The organism is Methylobacterium sp. 1A, from assembly GCF_058072805.1.
Genome location: NZ_JBYQVE010000002.1, coordinates 1,180,950 through 1,193,714, shown reverse-complemented (window position 1 = coordinate 1,193,714; position 12,765 = coordinate 1,180,950). Strand labels below are relative to the sequence as shown.

General features: G+C 72.9%; 12 protein-coding genes. 7 read left to right on the top strand and 5 right to left on the bottom strand.

What is annotated here, in order from left to right; translation table 11 throughout:
- Nucleotide 1: 1 nt before the first annotated feature.
- The 3 genes from ACX9MN_RS25825 to ACX9MN_RS25815 form a co-directional block, all read right to left on the bottom strand.
- Complete coding sequence (locus tag ACX9MN_RS25825) at nucleotides 2-826, bottom strand: SHOCT domain-containing protein (protein ID WP_489725819.1); 825 nt, start codon at nucleotides 824-826, stop codon at nucleotides 2-4.
- Between the two features lie 155 nt (nucleotides 827-981).
- Nucleotides 982-1,581, bottom strand: coding sequence for a nitroreductase family protein (locus ACX9MN_RS25820; RefSeq protein ID WP_020094016.1), 600 nt, complete (start codon nucleotides 1,579-1,581; stop codon nucleotides 982-984).
- Nucleotides 1,582-1,868: 287 nt separating this feature from the next.
- Complete coding sequence (locus ACX9MN_RS25815) at nucleotides 1,869-2,936, bottom strand: GSCFA domain-containing protein (protein WP_042675851.1); 1,068 nt, start codon at nucleotides 2,934-2,936, stop codon at nucleotides 1,869-1,871.
- A 74-nt stretch (nucleotides 2,937-3,010) separates the two neighbouring features.
- Between ACX9MN_RS25815 and ACX9MN_RS25810 the strand changes: the two genes are divergently transcribed.
- Nucleotides 3,011-4,060: a WcbI family polysaccharide biosynthesis putative acetyltransferase gene (locus ACX9MN_RS25810; RefSeq protein ID WP_042675849.1), complete on the top strand. Its 1,050-nt coding sequence runs from the start codon at nucleotides 3,011-3,013 to the stop codon at nucleotides 4,058-4,060.
- Nucleotides 4,061-4,139: 79 nt separating this feature from the next.
- Here ACX9MN_RS25810 and ACX9MN_RS25805 read toward each other — a convergent pair whose 3' ends face one another.
- Nucleotides 4,140-4,544: a response regulator gene (locus ACX9MN_RS25805; RefSeq protein WP_056533685.1), complete on the bottom strand. Its 405-nt coding sequence runs from the start codon at nucleotides 4,542-4,544 to the stop codon at nucleotides 4,140-4,142.
- 350 nt (nucleotides 4,545-4,894) lie between these two features.
- Between ACX9MN_RS25805 and pal the strand changes: the two genes are divergently transcribed.
- The 6 genes from pal to glmM all read left to right on the top strand — a co-directional run bounded on the left by pal (nucleotide 4,895) and on the right by glmM (nucleotide 12,134).
- Complete coding sequence (pal, locus tag ACX9MN_RS25800; protein ID WP_012321252.1) at nucleotides 4,895-5,389, top strand: peptidoglycan-associated lipoprotein Pal; 495 nt, start codon at nucleotides 4,895-4,897, stop codon at nucleotides 5,387-5,389.
- 113 nt (nucleotides 5,390-5,502) lie between these two features.
- Nucleotides 5,503-6,492 carry a tol-pal system protein YbgF gene (gene ybgF, locus ACX9MN_RS25795; protein WP_489725818.1) on the top strand — a complete coding sequence of 330 codons (990 nt, stop codon included), beginning with the start codon at nucleotides 5,503-5,505 and terminating at the stop codon, nucleotides 6,490-6,492.
- A 107-nt stretch (nucleotides 6,493-6,599) separates the two neighbouring features.
- Nucleotides 6,600-7,637, top strand: coding sequence for a tRNA lysidine(34) synthetase TilS (gene tilS / locus ACX9MN_RS25790; RefSeq protein ID WP_489726358.1), 1,038 nt, complete (start codon nucleotides 6,600-6,602; stop codon nucleotides 7,635-7,637).
- 48 nt (nucleotides 7,638-7,685) lie between these two features.
- Nucleotides 7,686-9,608 (top strand): ATP-dependent zinc metalloprotease FtsH, encoded by a 1,923-nt coding sequence (gene ftsH, locus ACX9MN_RS25785; protein WP_012321255.1) that lies wholly within the window; start codon nucleotides 7,686-7,688, stop codon nucleotides 9,606-9,608.
- 303 nt (nucleotides 9,609-9,911) lie between these two features.
- Complete coding sequence (locus ACX9MN_RS25780) at nucleotides 9,912-10,724, top strand: sulfite exporter TauE/SafE family protein (protein WP_489725817.1); 813 nt, start codon at nucleotides 9,912-9,914, stop codon at nucleotides 10,722-10,724.
- A gap of 69 nt (nucleotides 10,725-10,793) precedes the next feature.
- Nucleotides 10,794-12,134, top strand: a complete 1,341-nt coding sequence (gene glmM, locus ACX9MN_RS25775; protein ID WP_026605059.1) for a phosphoglucosamine mutase — start codon at nucleotides 10,794-10,796, stop codon at nucleotides 12,132-12,134.
- Nucleotides 12,135-12,184: 50 nt separating this feature from the next.
- Here the strand turns inward: glmM and ACX9MN_RS25770 are convergent, their stop codons facing one another.
- Nucleotides 12,185-12,526: an MmcQ/YjbR family DNA-binding protein gene (locus ACX9MN_RS25770; protein WP_489725816.1), complete on the bottom strand. Its 342-nt coding sequence runs from the start codon at nucleotides 12,524-12,526 to the stop codon at nucleotides 12,185-12,187.
- Nucleotides 12,527-12,765 lie beyond the last annotated feature (239 nt).

The following is a 12,765-nucleotide window of genomic DNA, read 5'->3' as shown; positions in this document are numbered from 1 at the left end:
CTCACAGCCGTGCCAGCAGCTCCGTCTTCTTGGTCGCGAACTCCGCGTCGGTGAGCACGCCGCGCGCGTGCAGGTCGGCCAGCCGCTCGATGGTCGCGAGGATCGCGTCCGGAGACGACCGGTCCGGGGCCGCCGAAGGGGCAGCCGCAGCGGCCGGCGAAGCGGCGGGGGCGGCCTTCGCCGGGATCTCGGCCGGGTCCGCTCGGCCCGGATCCACCTGGCCCGGATCCGCTTGGCGCGGCGCCGCGACCTCTGCCTCGATCCGGCGGAGGCGGTCGAGGGCGACGGCCCCGGCCGGTCCCGTGAAGCCGAAGCTGCCGTTCGCCTGCGACACGCCGGTGATGCGGTGCTCGCCGGTATCGTACAGCGCGACCCCGGACCCCGCGTCGACGGCGAGCCGCCTGCTGTCCGGGAAATAGGCGTAGCGCAGCCCGTTCTGCGCGCCGGTGCTGGCCGGATCCCCGAGGCCGGCCGGCCACCACTCGCCGCCGCCGCGCCGCGCCGCGGGCGCGGCCTCCGAGAAGCCCCCCGCGGGGAGCGCCCCGGCCAGCTCGGTGCAGAGCGCGTCGACCCGCGCCTTCAGCGCGTCGTCGAACATCCGGCCGACCATCACCATCCCGCCGGAAAACCACTGCCCCATCCCGCCGAGATCGGGATGGTCGAACTGCGCCATCGTGCCGTGGCCACGCTCGAGGGCCCGGACCAGGTGGCGCACCGCGTCCGTGCTGACCCCGTGGCGGTCGGCGACGGTCTGCAGCCCGGGGACGGGGTCGAACGGCCCGTCGTCCCGGAACGGGTCGGACGCGGCGGTGTCGGACGGATCCATGAGCCAGCTCCCGAAGCGTCGGAGGGCGGACAGGAGGCGCGCGGCGGCGGCCCCCTGCCGGCCCGGGTCGAGCCCGTGGGCCTGCGCCCACGGACCTGCGACGGCGTCGCGATGCGGAGCCAATCCCCGGCCGTCCGAGCGGGTTCCGGCCCGTCTCAGCCGGCGGCCTGCGGGAACGGTCCCGCGATGGTGAAGTCGGTGATCGGCCGGCGGCCGTTCGGGGTCTCGCGGGGCCGCTGCTCCTCGGTGAGGTCCGCCTCGGGCGTCTTGCGGCCGACCGCGAAGGCGGCCTCGATCCGGTGGTTCTCGGGCAGACGCAGCACCGCGGGCGCGCGGACGTGGTCGAACCCGACCATGCCGTGGGCGTGCCAGCCCTGGTGGATCGCCTGGAGCTGGAAGGCCAGCGAGGCGGTGCCGGCGTCGAAGGAGTGGCTGTAGGAGGGCTTCAGCTCGTCGCCGACCTTCATGAGTCCGTTCGAGACCAGGAACAGGATCGCGCCGGTGCCGGACACCCATTTCTGATTGCCGGGCACCAGCAGGTCGAAGAACGTGTCCCAGTGGGCGTCGCCCCGGAGCGCGTAGAGGAAGCGCCAGGGCTGCGAGTTGTAGGCGGAGGGCGACCAGCGCGCCGCCTCGATCATCCGCATCAGCTCGGATTCGGGCACGGCCTCGCCCGTGAAGGCGCGGGGCGAGTGCCGCTTCACGAAGACCGGATCGATGTCGTGGTCGGCGCGGCGGGGCGGGGGCAGGCTCAAGGGATTCGTCTCCGATAGGCGCGAGCGCCCGGGCGGCCGAGCTTGCCCGAAAGGCCGGGCTGGAGGCAAACGCGGGATCGCCCCGGCCGCCGTGACGGTCGCGAAGGGCTCGAGCGTTTGCCCGGCGGGATCTTCGGAGCGCTGCCGTCTTTGCGAGCGGAGCGAAGCAATCCAGGCAGCGCCACGACTGTCGATGTCGCGTTACCCTGGGTCACTTCGCTACGCTCGTGAAGACGATGCAGGCCGCCCGATGGCCGCGGCCGCTCCGGTGACGATCTCGGCCCCCGTCACGCCACGCTGCGCTCGATCTCCTCCTCGTCGCAGATCACGCCGGCATTGCCCTCGAACTCGGCCGCGAGGTCGACGGGGGCGTGGGTCGGCGCCGGCGAGACCCGGTCGCGGGCGAAGGTCGCCAGGAACAGGCGCATGACGTGGCGCACGCCCGCGTCGTTGATGGTGCGCTGGTCCTCGTTGTAGTAGCGCCCGGCATTCACGTTGCTCGTGACGATGTCGTAGGCGGGGAAGTAGACCGCCCGCGGGTCGCCGCGGCCGACCACCTCGCCGGCCGCCACCCGCAGCACCGACTTGGAGTAGCTGTTCGACTCCATCACGTGCCGGTCCATGTAGGTGGCGATCATCGGCACCGGCGAGACCGTGAAGATCACCCGCGCCTTCGGGTTCACGCTCCAGAGCCGGTCGAGGAAGCCGTTGAGGTCACCGAGCACCTCGCCCGCGCCGGCATTCACGCACTCGTAGAGCGCGGGGTCGAACGTGCCACCCGCGACACCGGGGGCGAGCGGCAGCGCCGCGCCGTCGGCCCGCCAGCGCCAGCCCTCGGTGAGGCCGAGCGTCAGCACGAACACGTCGAGCGTCTCGAACAGACGGCGCACCTCGGCGAGGTGCGCGTCGCGCGCCGCGACCACCTCGGCCTCGCTGGCGAAGCCCGCCGGCTCGACGGTCGGGCGGAACGGGTCGACGTAGCGACCGTCGTCGCGCAGCCACGCCTTCAGTTCCGGCTCGAACGTGCCGTAGGCCCGGTCGAACAGCTGCACGAACTGGCGCGTGTAGTAGAGGTTGCCGTAGCGCGCCGAGAACGTGCCGAACTGGCGGGCATTGGCCTCCTCGGCGCTCATGCCGGGGGTCGGCGGCTCGGTCAGGTAGTAGTTGAACCCGGCGCCGCGCACCGCCTCGGCCACCCGCTGGGCGAAGCACGAGCCGCCGGTGGCGACCTTGTCGGTCGGCCCGATCACGAACGTGTCCTTCGGGTGCGGATTGACCGCGAAGGGCGGCACGTTGGTGACGACCTTGCGCCAGAATCGCTCGGCCGGTAGACCCGTATACGGATTCAACGCCATCTTCGAACCCTCTTCTTCACGACGGCGGCAGGCCCTCGGGGGCGCTGTTCCGTCCGCTGACACCGGCACGCGACGTGGCCCTGAACGACCTGCCCCGGCGCGCCCGCAGCGCGTTCACCCGCTCGGCGACCGATTGGACGCCTACCCGTTGGGCCCCCACCTGGGCGACACCATGGCGGAACCGCGCCCGCACCGCCACGACCCGTGACGGGCCGAGCATCGCGGTGCTGGGCAATTGCCAGGCCCGGGGCATCGCCCGGGCCATGCGCCTGCTCGCGCCGAAGAGCCCGGTCCGCTACCTGCCCATGGGCTCGCTGAAGCGCGACCACGGCCATGTCGACGGCTTGATCCGGACCCTGCGCGCCCACGACCACGTCTTCTCGCAGGCCTTCCCGGCCGGGCTGATCCCCGGCGGCGACGCCGCCACTGTGCGCGCGGCCGACCCGCGGCTCAAGCTGTTCCCGTCGATCGTGTTCTCGGCCTTCCACCCGGACATGGTCTATGTCGGGCAGGCCTCGGACCTCGCCGCGCTGAAGCTGACGCCGTCGCCGCTGGGCCAGTACCACTCGGCGATCGTCGTCACCGCCCACCGGCTCGGGCTCGATGCCGGCCGCACGGCCGCCCTGTTCCGCGAGGACGTGTTCGCCCGCCTGGGCTACCTCGACCACTGGGACCCGGCGGTGCGCGAACTCGTCGGCGCGGCCGACGCCCTGGGTTTCGGGCTGGAGCGCGAGGTGACCCGCTGGGCGCGCCGCGGCGCCTTCATGCACCTGATGAACCATCCCAAGGTCCACGTCCTCGGCGACATCGCGAGGCGGCTGCTGCAGGAGAACGGGCTCACGCCCGAGCCCGTGGAGATCGAGGATTACCTCGGCGACGAGCTGGCCCAGGACGTGGTCTGGCCGATCTACCCGCCCATCGCTGAGCATTTCGGCCTGACCGGCTCGTACCTGTTCAAGACCAAGCCGCGGGGCGACGACTTCCCGGTGCTCTACGACCTGCCGGGCTTCGTCGCGGCGAGCTTCGCCCTCTACGACGCGATGCCCCCCGGGGATCTCGCCTGCCCGCGGGTCGAGGCGTGGCTCGCCGCGCCGGAGATCGTCGCGCTGTTCCGGGGCGGCTAGAGGCCGCCTCCGGGCGCCGCGGCGTCCCGGGTCGCTTCGCGGCGCGCGCGACGACGGTCCCGCTCGGAAGGGTCCGTGCTCAGCCCGCCGCGCAGAGCCGGCTGTCGGAGCCGGCCTCGCCCAGACCCTCGACCATCATCCGGACCAGGCGGTTGACCTCCTGCATCTGGAAGGGCTTGCGCAGGAACAGGCTGCCCGGCACGCCGCTGCGGCCGTGCGTGTCGGTCGAGGTGTAGACCACCGGCCGGTCCGGATGGATCGCCCGGAAGGCGTGGGCCACCGTCCAGCCGTCGATCAGTCCGGGCAGGTGGATGTCGGTGAACAGCCAGTCGATCGCCGCGCCCCGGTCGCGCAGGACGGTCAGCGCGGCCTCGCCCGTCGAGGCTTCGATCACCCGGATGCCGTGCGTCTCGCACAGGCTCGCGACGATCTCGAGGAGCAGGTAGCTGTCCTCGACGATGAGGACGCTCTGGGCGGGGCGCATGCGGGAGGTCCGGTCTTCGGCCCGCCGATAAGGGACCGATAGGGTTGAGGATCTCTTAAAGCCCGGCCCGCAACCGTTACCGGCGGGACGCGCGGCGCCTGTTGCAGCGCCGCAACCGGGGCGGCCGAAATGGCGCGTCGCGGCCCGCCGCCCCGCCGCCGCCGCATTCCGGGCGCGTCCGGGTGCGTCAGCGCACGCCGTCGATCGGTGCGGACCGTCACCACGCCCCCGCGCCGCCCGGCGGAACCGTCGCTTAACCAACCCCGCCTACCAACGGCGCCAGGATTACGCGGACCCGCCTCGAAGACCAGCAGCCGGCCTTCGGCACCGCTCGAGGAGTTTTTCAGACCATGCCCCAGCGTTTCCGCGCCGCCGCCCTCGGCCTCGCACTCGTGGCCGCCCTCGGCCTGGGCGCCTGCAGCAACGACAAGGACCTCGCCGACGCCTCCGCCTTCGGGGCGGGCGCCGCCACACCGGGCAGCGCGCAGGACTTCGTCGTCAATATCGGCGACCGGGTCTTCTTCGAGTCGGACTCGACCGACCTGACGCCGACTGCGACCGCGACTCTCGACAAGCAGGCCGCGTGGCTGCAGCGCTACCCGCGCTACACCTTCATCATCGAGGGCCACGCCGACGAGCGCGGCACTCGCGAGTACAACTTCTCCCTCGGCGCCCGCCGGGCCCAGGCGGTGAACGACTACCTCGCCACCCGCGGCATCGCGGCGAGCCGGATGCGGACCGTGTCGTACGGCAAGGAGCGGCCGGTGGCGGTGTGCAACGACATCTCCTGCTGGTCGCAGAACCGCCGCGCGGTGATCGTCCTCGACCGCGGCGCCGGCGCGTAGGCCGCCGCGCGAACGAGTCCGGAGGCGGCATGCGGCCGCCTCCGCGCCGCAGTTTTGCCGCGGTGCGGCGCATCTGTTAGGGCCTCGCGCCGACACCGGACCGCAGCCGAACCATGCCCGCCCACCTTCGCACCCGCCTCGCCCTCGCCACCGCCCTCGGTGCCGCGCTCCTCGGCCACCCGGCCGCCGCGCAGGACGCCTCGGAACTGGTGGTGCGCCTCGGCCGCATCGAGAACCAGTCCCGGATGATGGCGGGACAGATCGAGACCCTCCAGTACGAGAACCGCCAGCTCAAGGAGCAGCTGCGCAAGTTCCAGGAGGACGTCGAGTACCGCCTGAACGAGGGCAAGGGCGGCAAACCCTCGGCCGCGCCCGCGCCGTCGGGGCCCGTCAACGGCGGCAATCCGGGCGCCGGCCGCCCCGGGAAGCGCGGCGACGCCTTCGACCCGTCGCAGGCCCCCGGCGCCCCGGGCGCCCCGATGCAGCTCGGCAGCACGCAGCCCTCCGCGCCGCTGCCGCCCCGCGAGGCCGAGGAGGCCGCCGAGGCGGCGCCCCGGCCGCAGCGCCTGCCCCAGGGCGCGCTCAACGAGTCCGGCGAGGACGACGCGGAGGCCGGGACCTCCGGCTACGACGAGCCCGTGGACCTGCGGCCGCTGGCCCGCACCGGGGCGATCCCGGCGCGGCCCGCCGAGAGCGTGGCGGCGACCCGGACCGGCGATCCGGCCGCCGATTTCGACGCCGCGGTCGAGCTGTACCGCGCCAAGCAGTACGAGCAGGCCGAGATGGGCCTGCGCCAGTTCATCCAGTCGCACCCGCGCGACAACCGGGTCGCCGGCGCGACCTACTGGCTCGGCGAGAGCTACCTCGCCCGCGGCCGCAACCGCGAGGCCGCCGAGCAGTTCCTGAAGGTCTCCACCGACTACGCCCGCTCCGCCCAGGCCCCCGACGCCATGCTGAAGCTCGGCGTCACGCTCAACGCGCTCGGCGCCCGCGAGCAGGCCTGCGCGACCCTGGCCGAGCTGGACCGGAAGTTCCCGAATGCCGGCACCGGCGTCCGCCAGGGCGTCGCCCGCGAGCAGAAGCGCGCCCGCTGCGGCGCCTGAGCGTCTCGGGCGCTCTGAGCGACTTGGGAGACTCGGGCGACCCGGGCGACCCGGTCCTCGGCGCCCTCCGCCCCTGGCTCGACCGGGCCGCGCGCGGCGGGCGGGGCGTGCTCCTCGCCGTCTCGGGCGGTCCCGATTCGAGCGCCCTGATGCACGCCGCCGCGCGCCTGCGCGACGCGACCGGCGCGTCCCTGCGCGTGGCGACCGTCGATCACGGCCTGCGGTCGGAATCCGGCGCGGAGGCCGAGGGCGTCGGCCGCGCCGCCCGGGCGCTCGGCCTGCCCCACGCGACCCTGCCCTGGGCGGGCGCGAAGCCCGGCACCGGCCTGCAGGACGCGGCCCGCACCGCCCGCTACGCACTCCTCGCCGCCCATGCCGGGGCGGTCGGCGCCGGGCTCGTGCTGACGGGCCACACGCGGGATGACCAGGCCGAGACGGTGCTGATCCGGCTCGCGGCCGGCAGCGGCCCCGCGGGGCTCGCCGGCATGCGCGCCGAGCGGGACCTCGGTCCCGGCCTCGCCCTCGGGCGCCCGTTCCTGTACCTGCCGAAGGCGAGCCTGGAGGCGTGGTGCGCGGCGCGCGGCATCGGGTATCTGCGCGATCCCGCCAACGGCGATCCGCGCTTCGCCCGCGGCCGCCTGCGCGCGGCCTGGCCGGCCCTGGAGCGCGAGGGCCTGACCCGGGCGCGCCTCGCCCGGCTCGCCGAGCGCGCCGCCCGCGACGAGGCCGCACTCCGGGGCGCGGCCGAGCAGGCCCTCGACGGGGCGCTCCGGCCCGGGTCGGAGACGGGCGCGGGCCTGCGCCTCGACGGGCGCGCCCTGGCGGCCCTGCCGGACGCCGTGGCCCTGCGCTGCCTGGATCTCGCCCTGGCCCGGGCCGGCGCGGCGCCGCGCCGACTCGCGCGCCTCGAGACCCTCGTCCTCGAATCGCTCCTGCCGGCCCTGCGCCGCCGGGAGCCGGTCCGCCGCACCCTGGCGGGGTTCCTCGTCAACGTCGACGCGGGCGGGGGCGTGAGCCTCGTCCCGGCTCCGCCACGCCGGCACGGGCCCGCAGGTGCTGCCCTCGCCGCAGGGTCTCCCGACTTACTTGGCAAGGGGGAGCCCCCCGCCTACATTGGCGGGGTGTGCACGGATGGATCGGAATAGCCGCGTGGCGGGTCCGTCCTGGGGGTCGCACGCGCCAGGGATTGATCGATGAACCCGAATTTTCGCAACTTTGCCTTGTGGGTCGTCATCTTCCTGCTGGTGCTGGCCCTCGTCACCCTGTTCCAGAACCCGGGTCACCGGGGCGGCGGCAGCGAGATCGCCTACAGCCAGCTCCTGAACGACGCCGATGCCGGCAAGATCCAGTCGGTGGTGATCTCCGGGCAGGACGTGTCCGGCACCTACGTGGGTGGCGGCAACTTCACGAGCTACGCGCCCAACGATCCGAGCCTGGTCTCCAAGCTCCAGGGCAAGGGCGTGCAGATCACCGCCCGCCCGCCGTCCGACAACACTCCGTGGTTCATCCAGCTGCTAGTGAGCTGGCTGCCGATCCTCGTCTTCATCGGCGCCTGGATCTTCCTCTCGCGCCAGATGCAGTCCGGCGCCGGCCGCGCCATGGGCTTCGGCAAGTCGAAGGCCAAGCTCCTGAACGAGGCCCACGGCCGCGTGTCGTTCGATGACGTCGCCGGCGTCGAGGAGGCGAAGGAGGATCTCCAAGAGATCGTCGAGTTCCTGCGCGACCCGCAGAAGTTCCAGCGGCTCGGCGGCCGGATCCCGCGCGGCGTGCTGCTCGTCGGCCCGCCCGGCACCGGTAAGACCCTGATCGCCCGGGCGGTCGCGGGCGAGGCCAACGTGCCGTTCTTCACCATCTCGGGTTCCGACTTCGTCGAGATGTTCGTGGGCGTCGGCGCCAGCCGCGTGCGCGACATGTTCGAGCAGGCCAAGAAGAACGCGCCCTGCATCATCTTCATCGACGAGATCGACGCGGTCGGCCGCCACCGCGGCGCCGGCCTCGGCGGCGGCAACGACGAGCGCGAGCAGACCCTCAACCAGCTCCTCGTGGAGATGGACGGATTCGAGGCCAACGAGGGCGTCATCATCATCGCGGCGACCAACCGCCCCGACGTGCTCGACCCGGCCCTGCTGCGGCCCGGCCGCTTCGACCGCCAGATCATGGTGCCGAACCCGGACGTCACCGGCCGCGAGCGCATCCTGCGCGTCCACGTCCGCAAGGTGCCGCTGGCCCCCGACGTCGACCTCAAGACCATCGCGCGCGGCACCCCGGGCTTCTCGGGCGCCGACCTGATGAACCTCGTCAACGAATCGGCGCTCCTCGCCGCTCGACGCGGAAAACGCATCGTGACGATGCACGAGTTCGAGGACGCCAAGGACAAGGTCATGATGGGCGCCGAGCGGCGCACCCTCGTGATGACCGAGGACGAGAAGCGGCTCACCGCCTACCACGAGGGCGGCCACGCCATCGTGGCGCTGAACGTCCCGGCCACCGACCCGGTGCACAAGGCGACCATCATCCCGCGCGGTCGGGCGCTGGGCATGGTCATGCAGCTGCCCGAGCGCGACAAGCTCTCCATGAGCTTCGAGCAGATGACCTCGCGGCTGGCGATCATGATGGGCGGCCGCATCGCCGAGGAGATGATCTTCGGGCGCGAGAAGGTGACCTCGGGCGCGCAGTCCGACATCGAGCAGGCAACGCGGCTCGCCAAGATGATGGTGACCCGCTGGGGCTTCAGCCCCGAGCTCGGCACCGTCGCGTACGGCGACAACAACGACGAGGTCTTCCTCGGCATGTCGATGGGCCGGCAGCAATCGGTCTCGGAATCGACCGCCCAGAAGATCGACGCCGAGGTTCGCCGCCTCGTGGAGACCGGCCTGGAGGAGGCGCGCCGCATCCTGGCCGAGCACAAGGACGACCTGGAGGCGCTGGCGCAGGGGCTCCTCGAGTACGAGACCCTCTCGGGCGAGGAGATCCGCAACCTGCTCAAGGGCCAGCCCCCGATCCGCGACGGCGGCGACGTGCCGCCGACCCCGGCCCGGGGCTCCTCGGTCCCCTCGGCGGGCCGCGGCCGGCCGAAGGAGAGCGACGGCGGCCTGGAGCCGCAGCCGCAGGCCTGAGGTCGCGGAATCGGACGAGCGAAGGGGGCGCCGCGAGGCGCCCTTTTTCGTTCCGTGCGGCCTCCTTCGACGCGCGTGCGGATTCGGCGCGCTTTCAGGACGCTGTCAGGACCGCGCGCGGGGCCGCGTCGCGCTCCCTCATCAGCGGCGGCGTTCGCCGGCGACGCGTGATCGTCGCCGCGTCTCCCGTGACAAACCGGCCCTCCTGTCGGCGGATCGCGCGCGTCAGCTTGGCCGGAGGCTCGGCGGACTCCGCCGAATCGGAAACACAGGTCCCTTCCACAGGCCGCCGCGAAACCCCCGATGCCGGTCTCGACCTATCTCGTCGTCGCCCTCGGCGCCGTCGTCGCCGGCTTCGTCCAGGGCCTGTCGGGCTTCGGCTTCGGCCTCACGGCCCTGTCGTTCTGGGCCTGGGTGATCGACCCGCAGCTCGCCGCCGTGCTGGCCGTCTCCGGCGCCTTCACGGGCCAGGTCATCGCGGCGGTCTCGGTCCGGCGCGGGTTCGAGACTGGGCGCCTCGCGCCCTTCGTCCTCGGCGGCCTCGCCGGCATCCCCCTCGGCGTCCTGCTGCTGCCGCGGCTCGACGCCGACTGGTTCAAGACGCTCCTCGGCCTGCTGCTGATCGTCTGGTGCCCGGCCATGCTGTTCGCCCGGAACCTGCCGCGGATCGCGGCCGGCGGCCGGCTCGCCGACGCCGCGGTGGGCCTCGGCGGCGGGATGATGGGCGGGCTCGGCGGCTTCACGGGCGTGCTGCCGACCCTCTGGTGCACCCTGCGCCGCTACGAGCGCGACGTGCAGCGCTCGGTGATCCAGAACTTCAACCTCGCGATGCTCAGCGTCACCCTGGCGACCTACCTCGCCGCGGGGCTCGTCACCCGGGCGACGCTGCCGATCCTGGCGGTGGTCCTGCCGGCGATGCTGGTCCCGACGCTGCTCGGCACCCGGATCTATCTCGGCCTCAGCGAGGTCGCTTTCCGCCGGCTCGTGCTCGGCCTGCTGACCCTCTCGGGCCTCGCGCTGGTCTCGGCCTCGGCGCCGCGGCTCCTGCAGCGCGCCGGGCGCCCCATTTCGACCGCCTTTGTCGGGGAGCACCCCGTTGACTCTGCCGGCCGGTGAGCCGCCGGCGGGCGCGATAATCTGCTAAGCTGTGCCGGGTCCGCGAGACCGGGCGCCGGAGACGTGATGGTGCGCAAGTATTTCGGAACCGACGGCATCCGGGGCCGGGCCAACGGCGTGATCACGCCGGAGCTCGCCCTCAAGGTCGGTCAGGCCGCCGGCCTCGTGTTCCAGCGCGGCGACCACCGCCACCGGGTGGTGATCGGCAAGGACACCCGCCTCTCGGGCTACATGATCGAGACCGCGCTCGTCGCCGGCTTCACCTCGGTGGGCATGGACGTGCTCCTGCTCGGGCCGGTGCCGACGCCGGCCGTGGCGATGCTGACCCGCTCGATGCGGGCCGATCTCGGCGTGATGATCTCGGCCTCGCACAACCCGTTCGAGGACAACGGCATCAAGCTGTTCGGGCCCGACGGCTTCAAGCTCAACGACGCGATCGAGCACGAGATCGAGGGGCTGATCGACGCCGACATGCACAAGCGCCTCTCCGGCTCGAACGACCTCGGCCGGGCCAAGCGCATCGAGAGCGTGCACGCCCGCTACATCGAGTTCGCCAAGCGGACCCTGCCGCGGCAGGTGACGCTGGACGGGCTGCGGGTCGTGGTCGACTGCGCCAACGGCGCGGCCTACCGGGTCGCTCCCGAGACCCTGTGGGAACTCGGCGCCGAGGTGATCGCCATCGGCACCGAGCCGGACGGGTTCAACATCAACCGGGATGTCGGCTCGACCGCGCCCGCGGCCCTGATCGACATGGTGCGCGAGCGCCGGGCCGATATCGGCATCGCGCTGGACGGCGACGCCGACCGGGTGCTGATCGTGGACGAGAAGGGCCAGGTGGTCGACGGCGACCAGCTCATGGCCGTCGTGGCGCGCTCCTGGAAGGAGGACGAGCGCCTGACGCAGCCGGGCGTGGTGGCGACGATCATGTCGAATCTCGGCCTGGAGCGCTTCCTCGGCGGGCTCGGCCTGACCCTGGCCCGCACGGCGGTGGGGGACCGCTACGTCCTCGAGCACATGCGGGCGCACGGCTACAACCTCGGCGGCGAGCAGTCCGGCCACATCATCATGTCGGACTACACGACCACCGGCGACGGCCTCGTGGCCGCCCTGCAGCTGCTGAGCGTGGTGCAGCGGCAGAACCGGCCCGTGAGCGAGGTCTGCCACTGCTTCGACCCGCTGCCGCAGATCCTCAAGAACGTCCGCTACCGGAGCGGCGAGCCCCTGCGCGAGGACAGCGTGGTCAGCGCCATCGAGCACGCCCGCGAGCGGCTCGGCAATGCCGGCCGCCTCGTGATCCGCCCGTCGGGCACCGAGCCGGTGATCCGCGTCATGGCCGAGGGCGACGACCGCGGCCTCGTCAACGCGGTGGTCGACGAGGTGGTCGACGCCGTCACCCGCGCGGCGGCCTGAGGCCGGAGCCCCGGAGGGGCGCGGCTCGACTCCGGAGGGGGCAGCCCGAGTCAGCCCAGATCGGCGTAGGCGGCGCGCAGCTCCGCGGGTGCGGTCATCCGCCACGCCGCCAGCAGCGCCGCCCGCAGAATCTCCTCCGCGCACGGGTCGAGGTCGAGATTGGTCCAGCCCCGCCGCCCCCAGGCGCCGTCGAGCGGCGCGAACAGGTCCGGCTCGGCCTCGCAGAGGGCGGCCTGATCGGCGGGCGCGAGGCGCAGCACGACCCGCGCCTCCTCGACCCAGAGGGTCGCGAAGACCCGGCCGCCGACCCGGAAATCCGGATTGCCGCTGTGGGCGCCCGCCACCGCCTCGGGCAGCATCAGCGCCAGGAGGCGCACGTCGTCGGGTCCCATGAGGCTTCACTCCCCGCGCCGCCCGGGCGCCCGGGCGATCATGATCGGGTCGCCCATGCGGCCCTGCCTCGACAGAAGAACTGCGCCGACCCCGGCGGCGCGACGCGGCGGAAACAAGCAAGTCTCGCCCGGATACCCGCTTCGACAGTTCGGCAACGGATGCGCAAGCCTAACATTTAACGTTAAGCCGGATTTAAGACGTTCCTTCCATCCTGCCCTCGTACCCCGGGACCGCGCGC

Bases quoted from the DNA above. Each gene is read 5' to 3' on its own strand.
- ACX9MN_RS25805 (WP_056533685.1), bottom strand. From the start codon at position 4,544: ATGCGCCCCGCCCAGAGCGTCCTCATCGTCGAGGACAGCTACCTGCTC.
- ACX9MN_RS25780 (WP_489725817.1), top strand. From the start codon at position 9,912: ATGCCGGTCTCGACCTATCTCGTCGTCGCCCTCGGCGCCGTCGTCGCC.
- ACX9MN_RS25825 (WP_489725819.1), bottom strand. From the start codon at position 826: ATGGATCCGTCCGACACCGCCGCGTCCGACCCGTTCCGGGACGACGGG.
- ACX9MN_RS25815 (WP_042675851.1), bottom strand. From the start codon at position 2,936: ATGGCGTTGAATCCGTATACGGGTCTACCGGCCGAGCGATTCTGGCGC.
- ybgF (WP_489725818.1), top strand. From the start codon at position 5,503: ATGCCCGCCCACCTTCGCACCCGCCTCGCCCTCGCCACCGCCCTCGGT.
- ftsH (WP_012321255.1), top strand. From the start codon at position 7,686: ATGAACCCGAATTTTCGCAACTTTGCCTTGTGGGTCGTCATCTTCCTG.
- pal (WP_012321252.1), top strand. From the start codon at position 4,895: ATGCCCCAGCGTTTCCGCGCCGCCGCCCTCGGCCTCGCACTCGTGGCC.
- ACX9MN_RS25770 (WP_489725816.1), bottom strand. From the start codon at position 12,526: ATGGGACCCGACGACGTGCGCCTCCTGGCGCTGATGCTGCCCGAGGCG.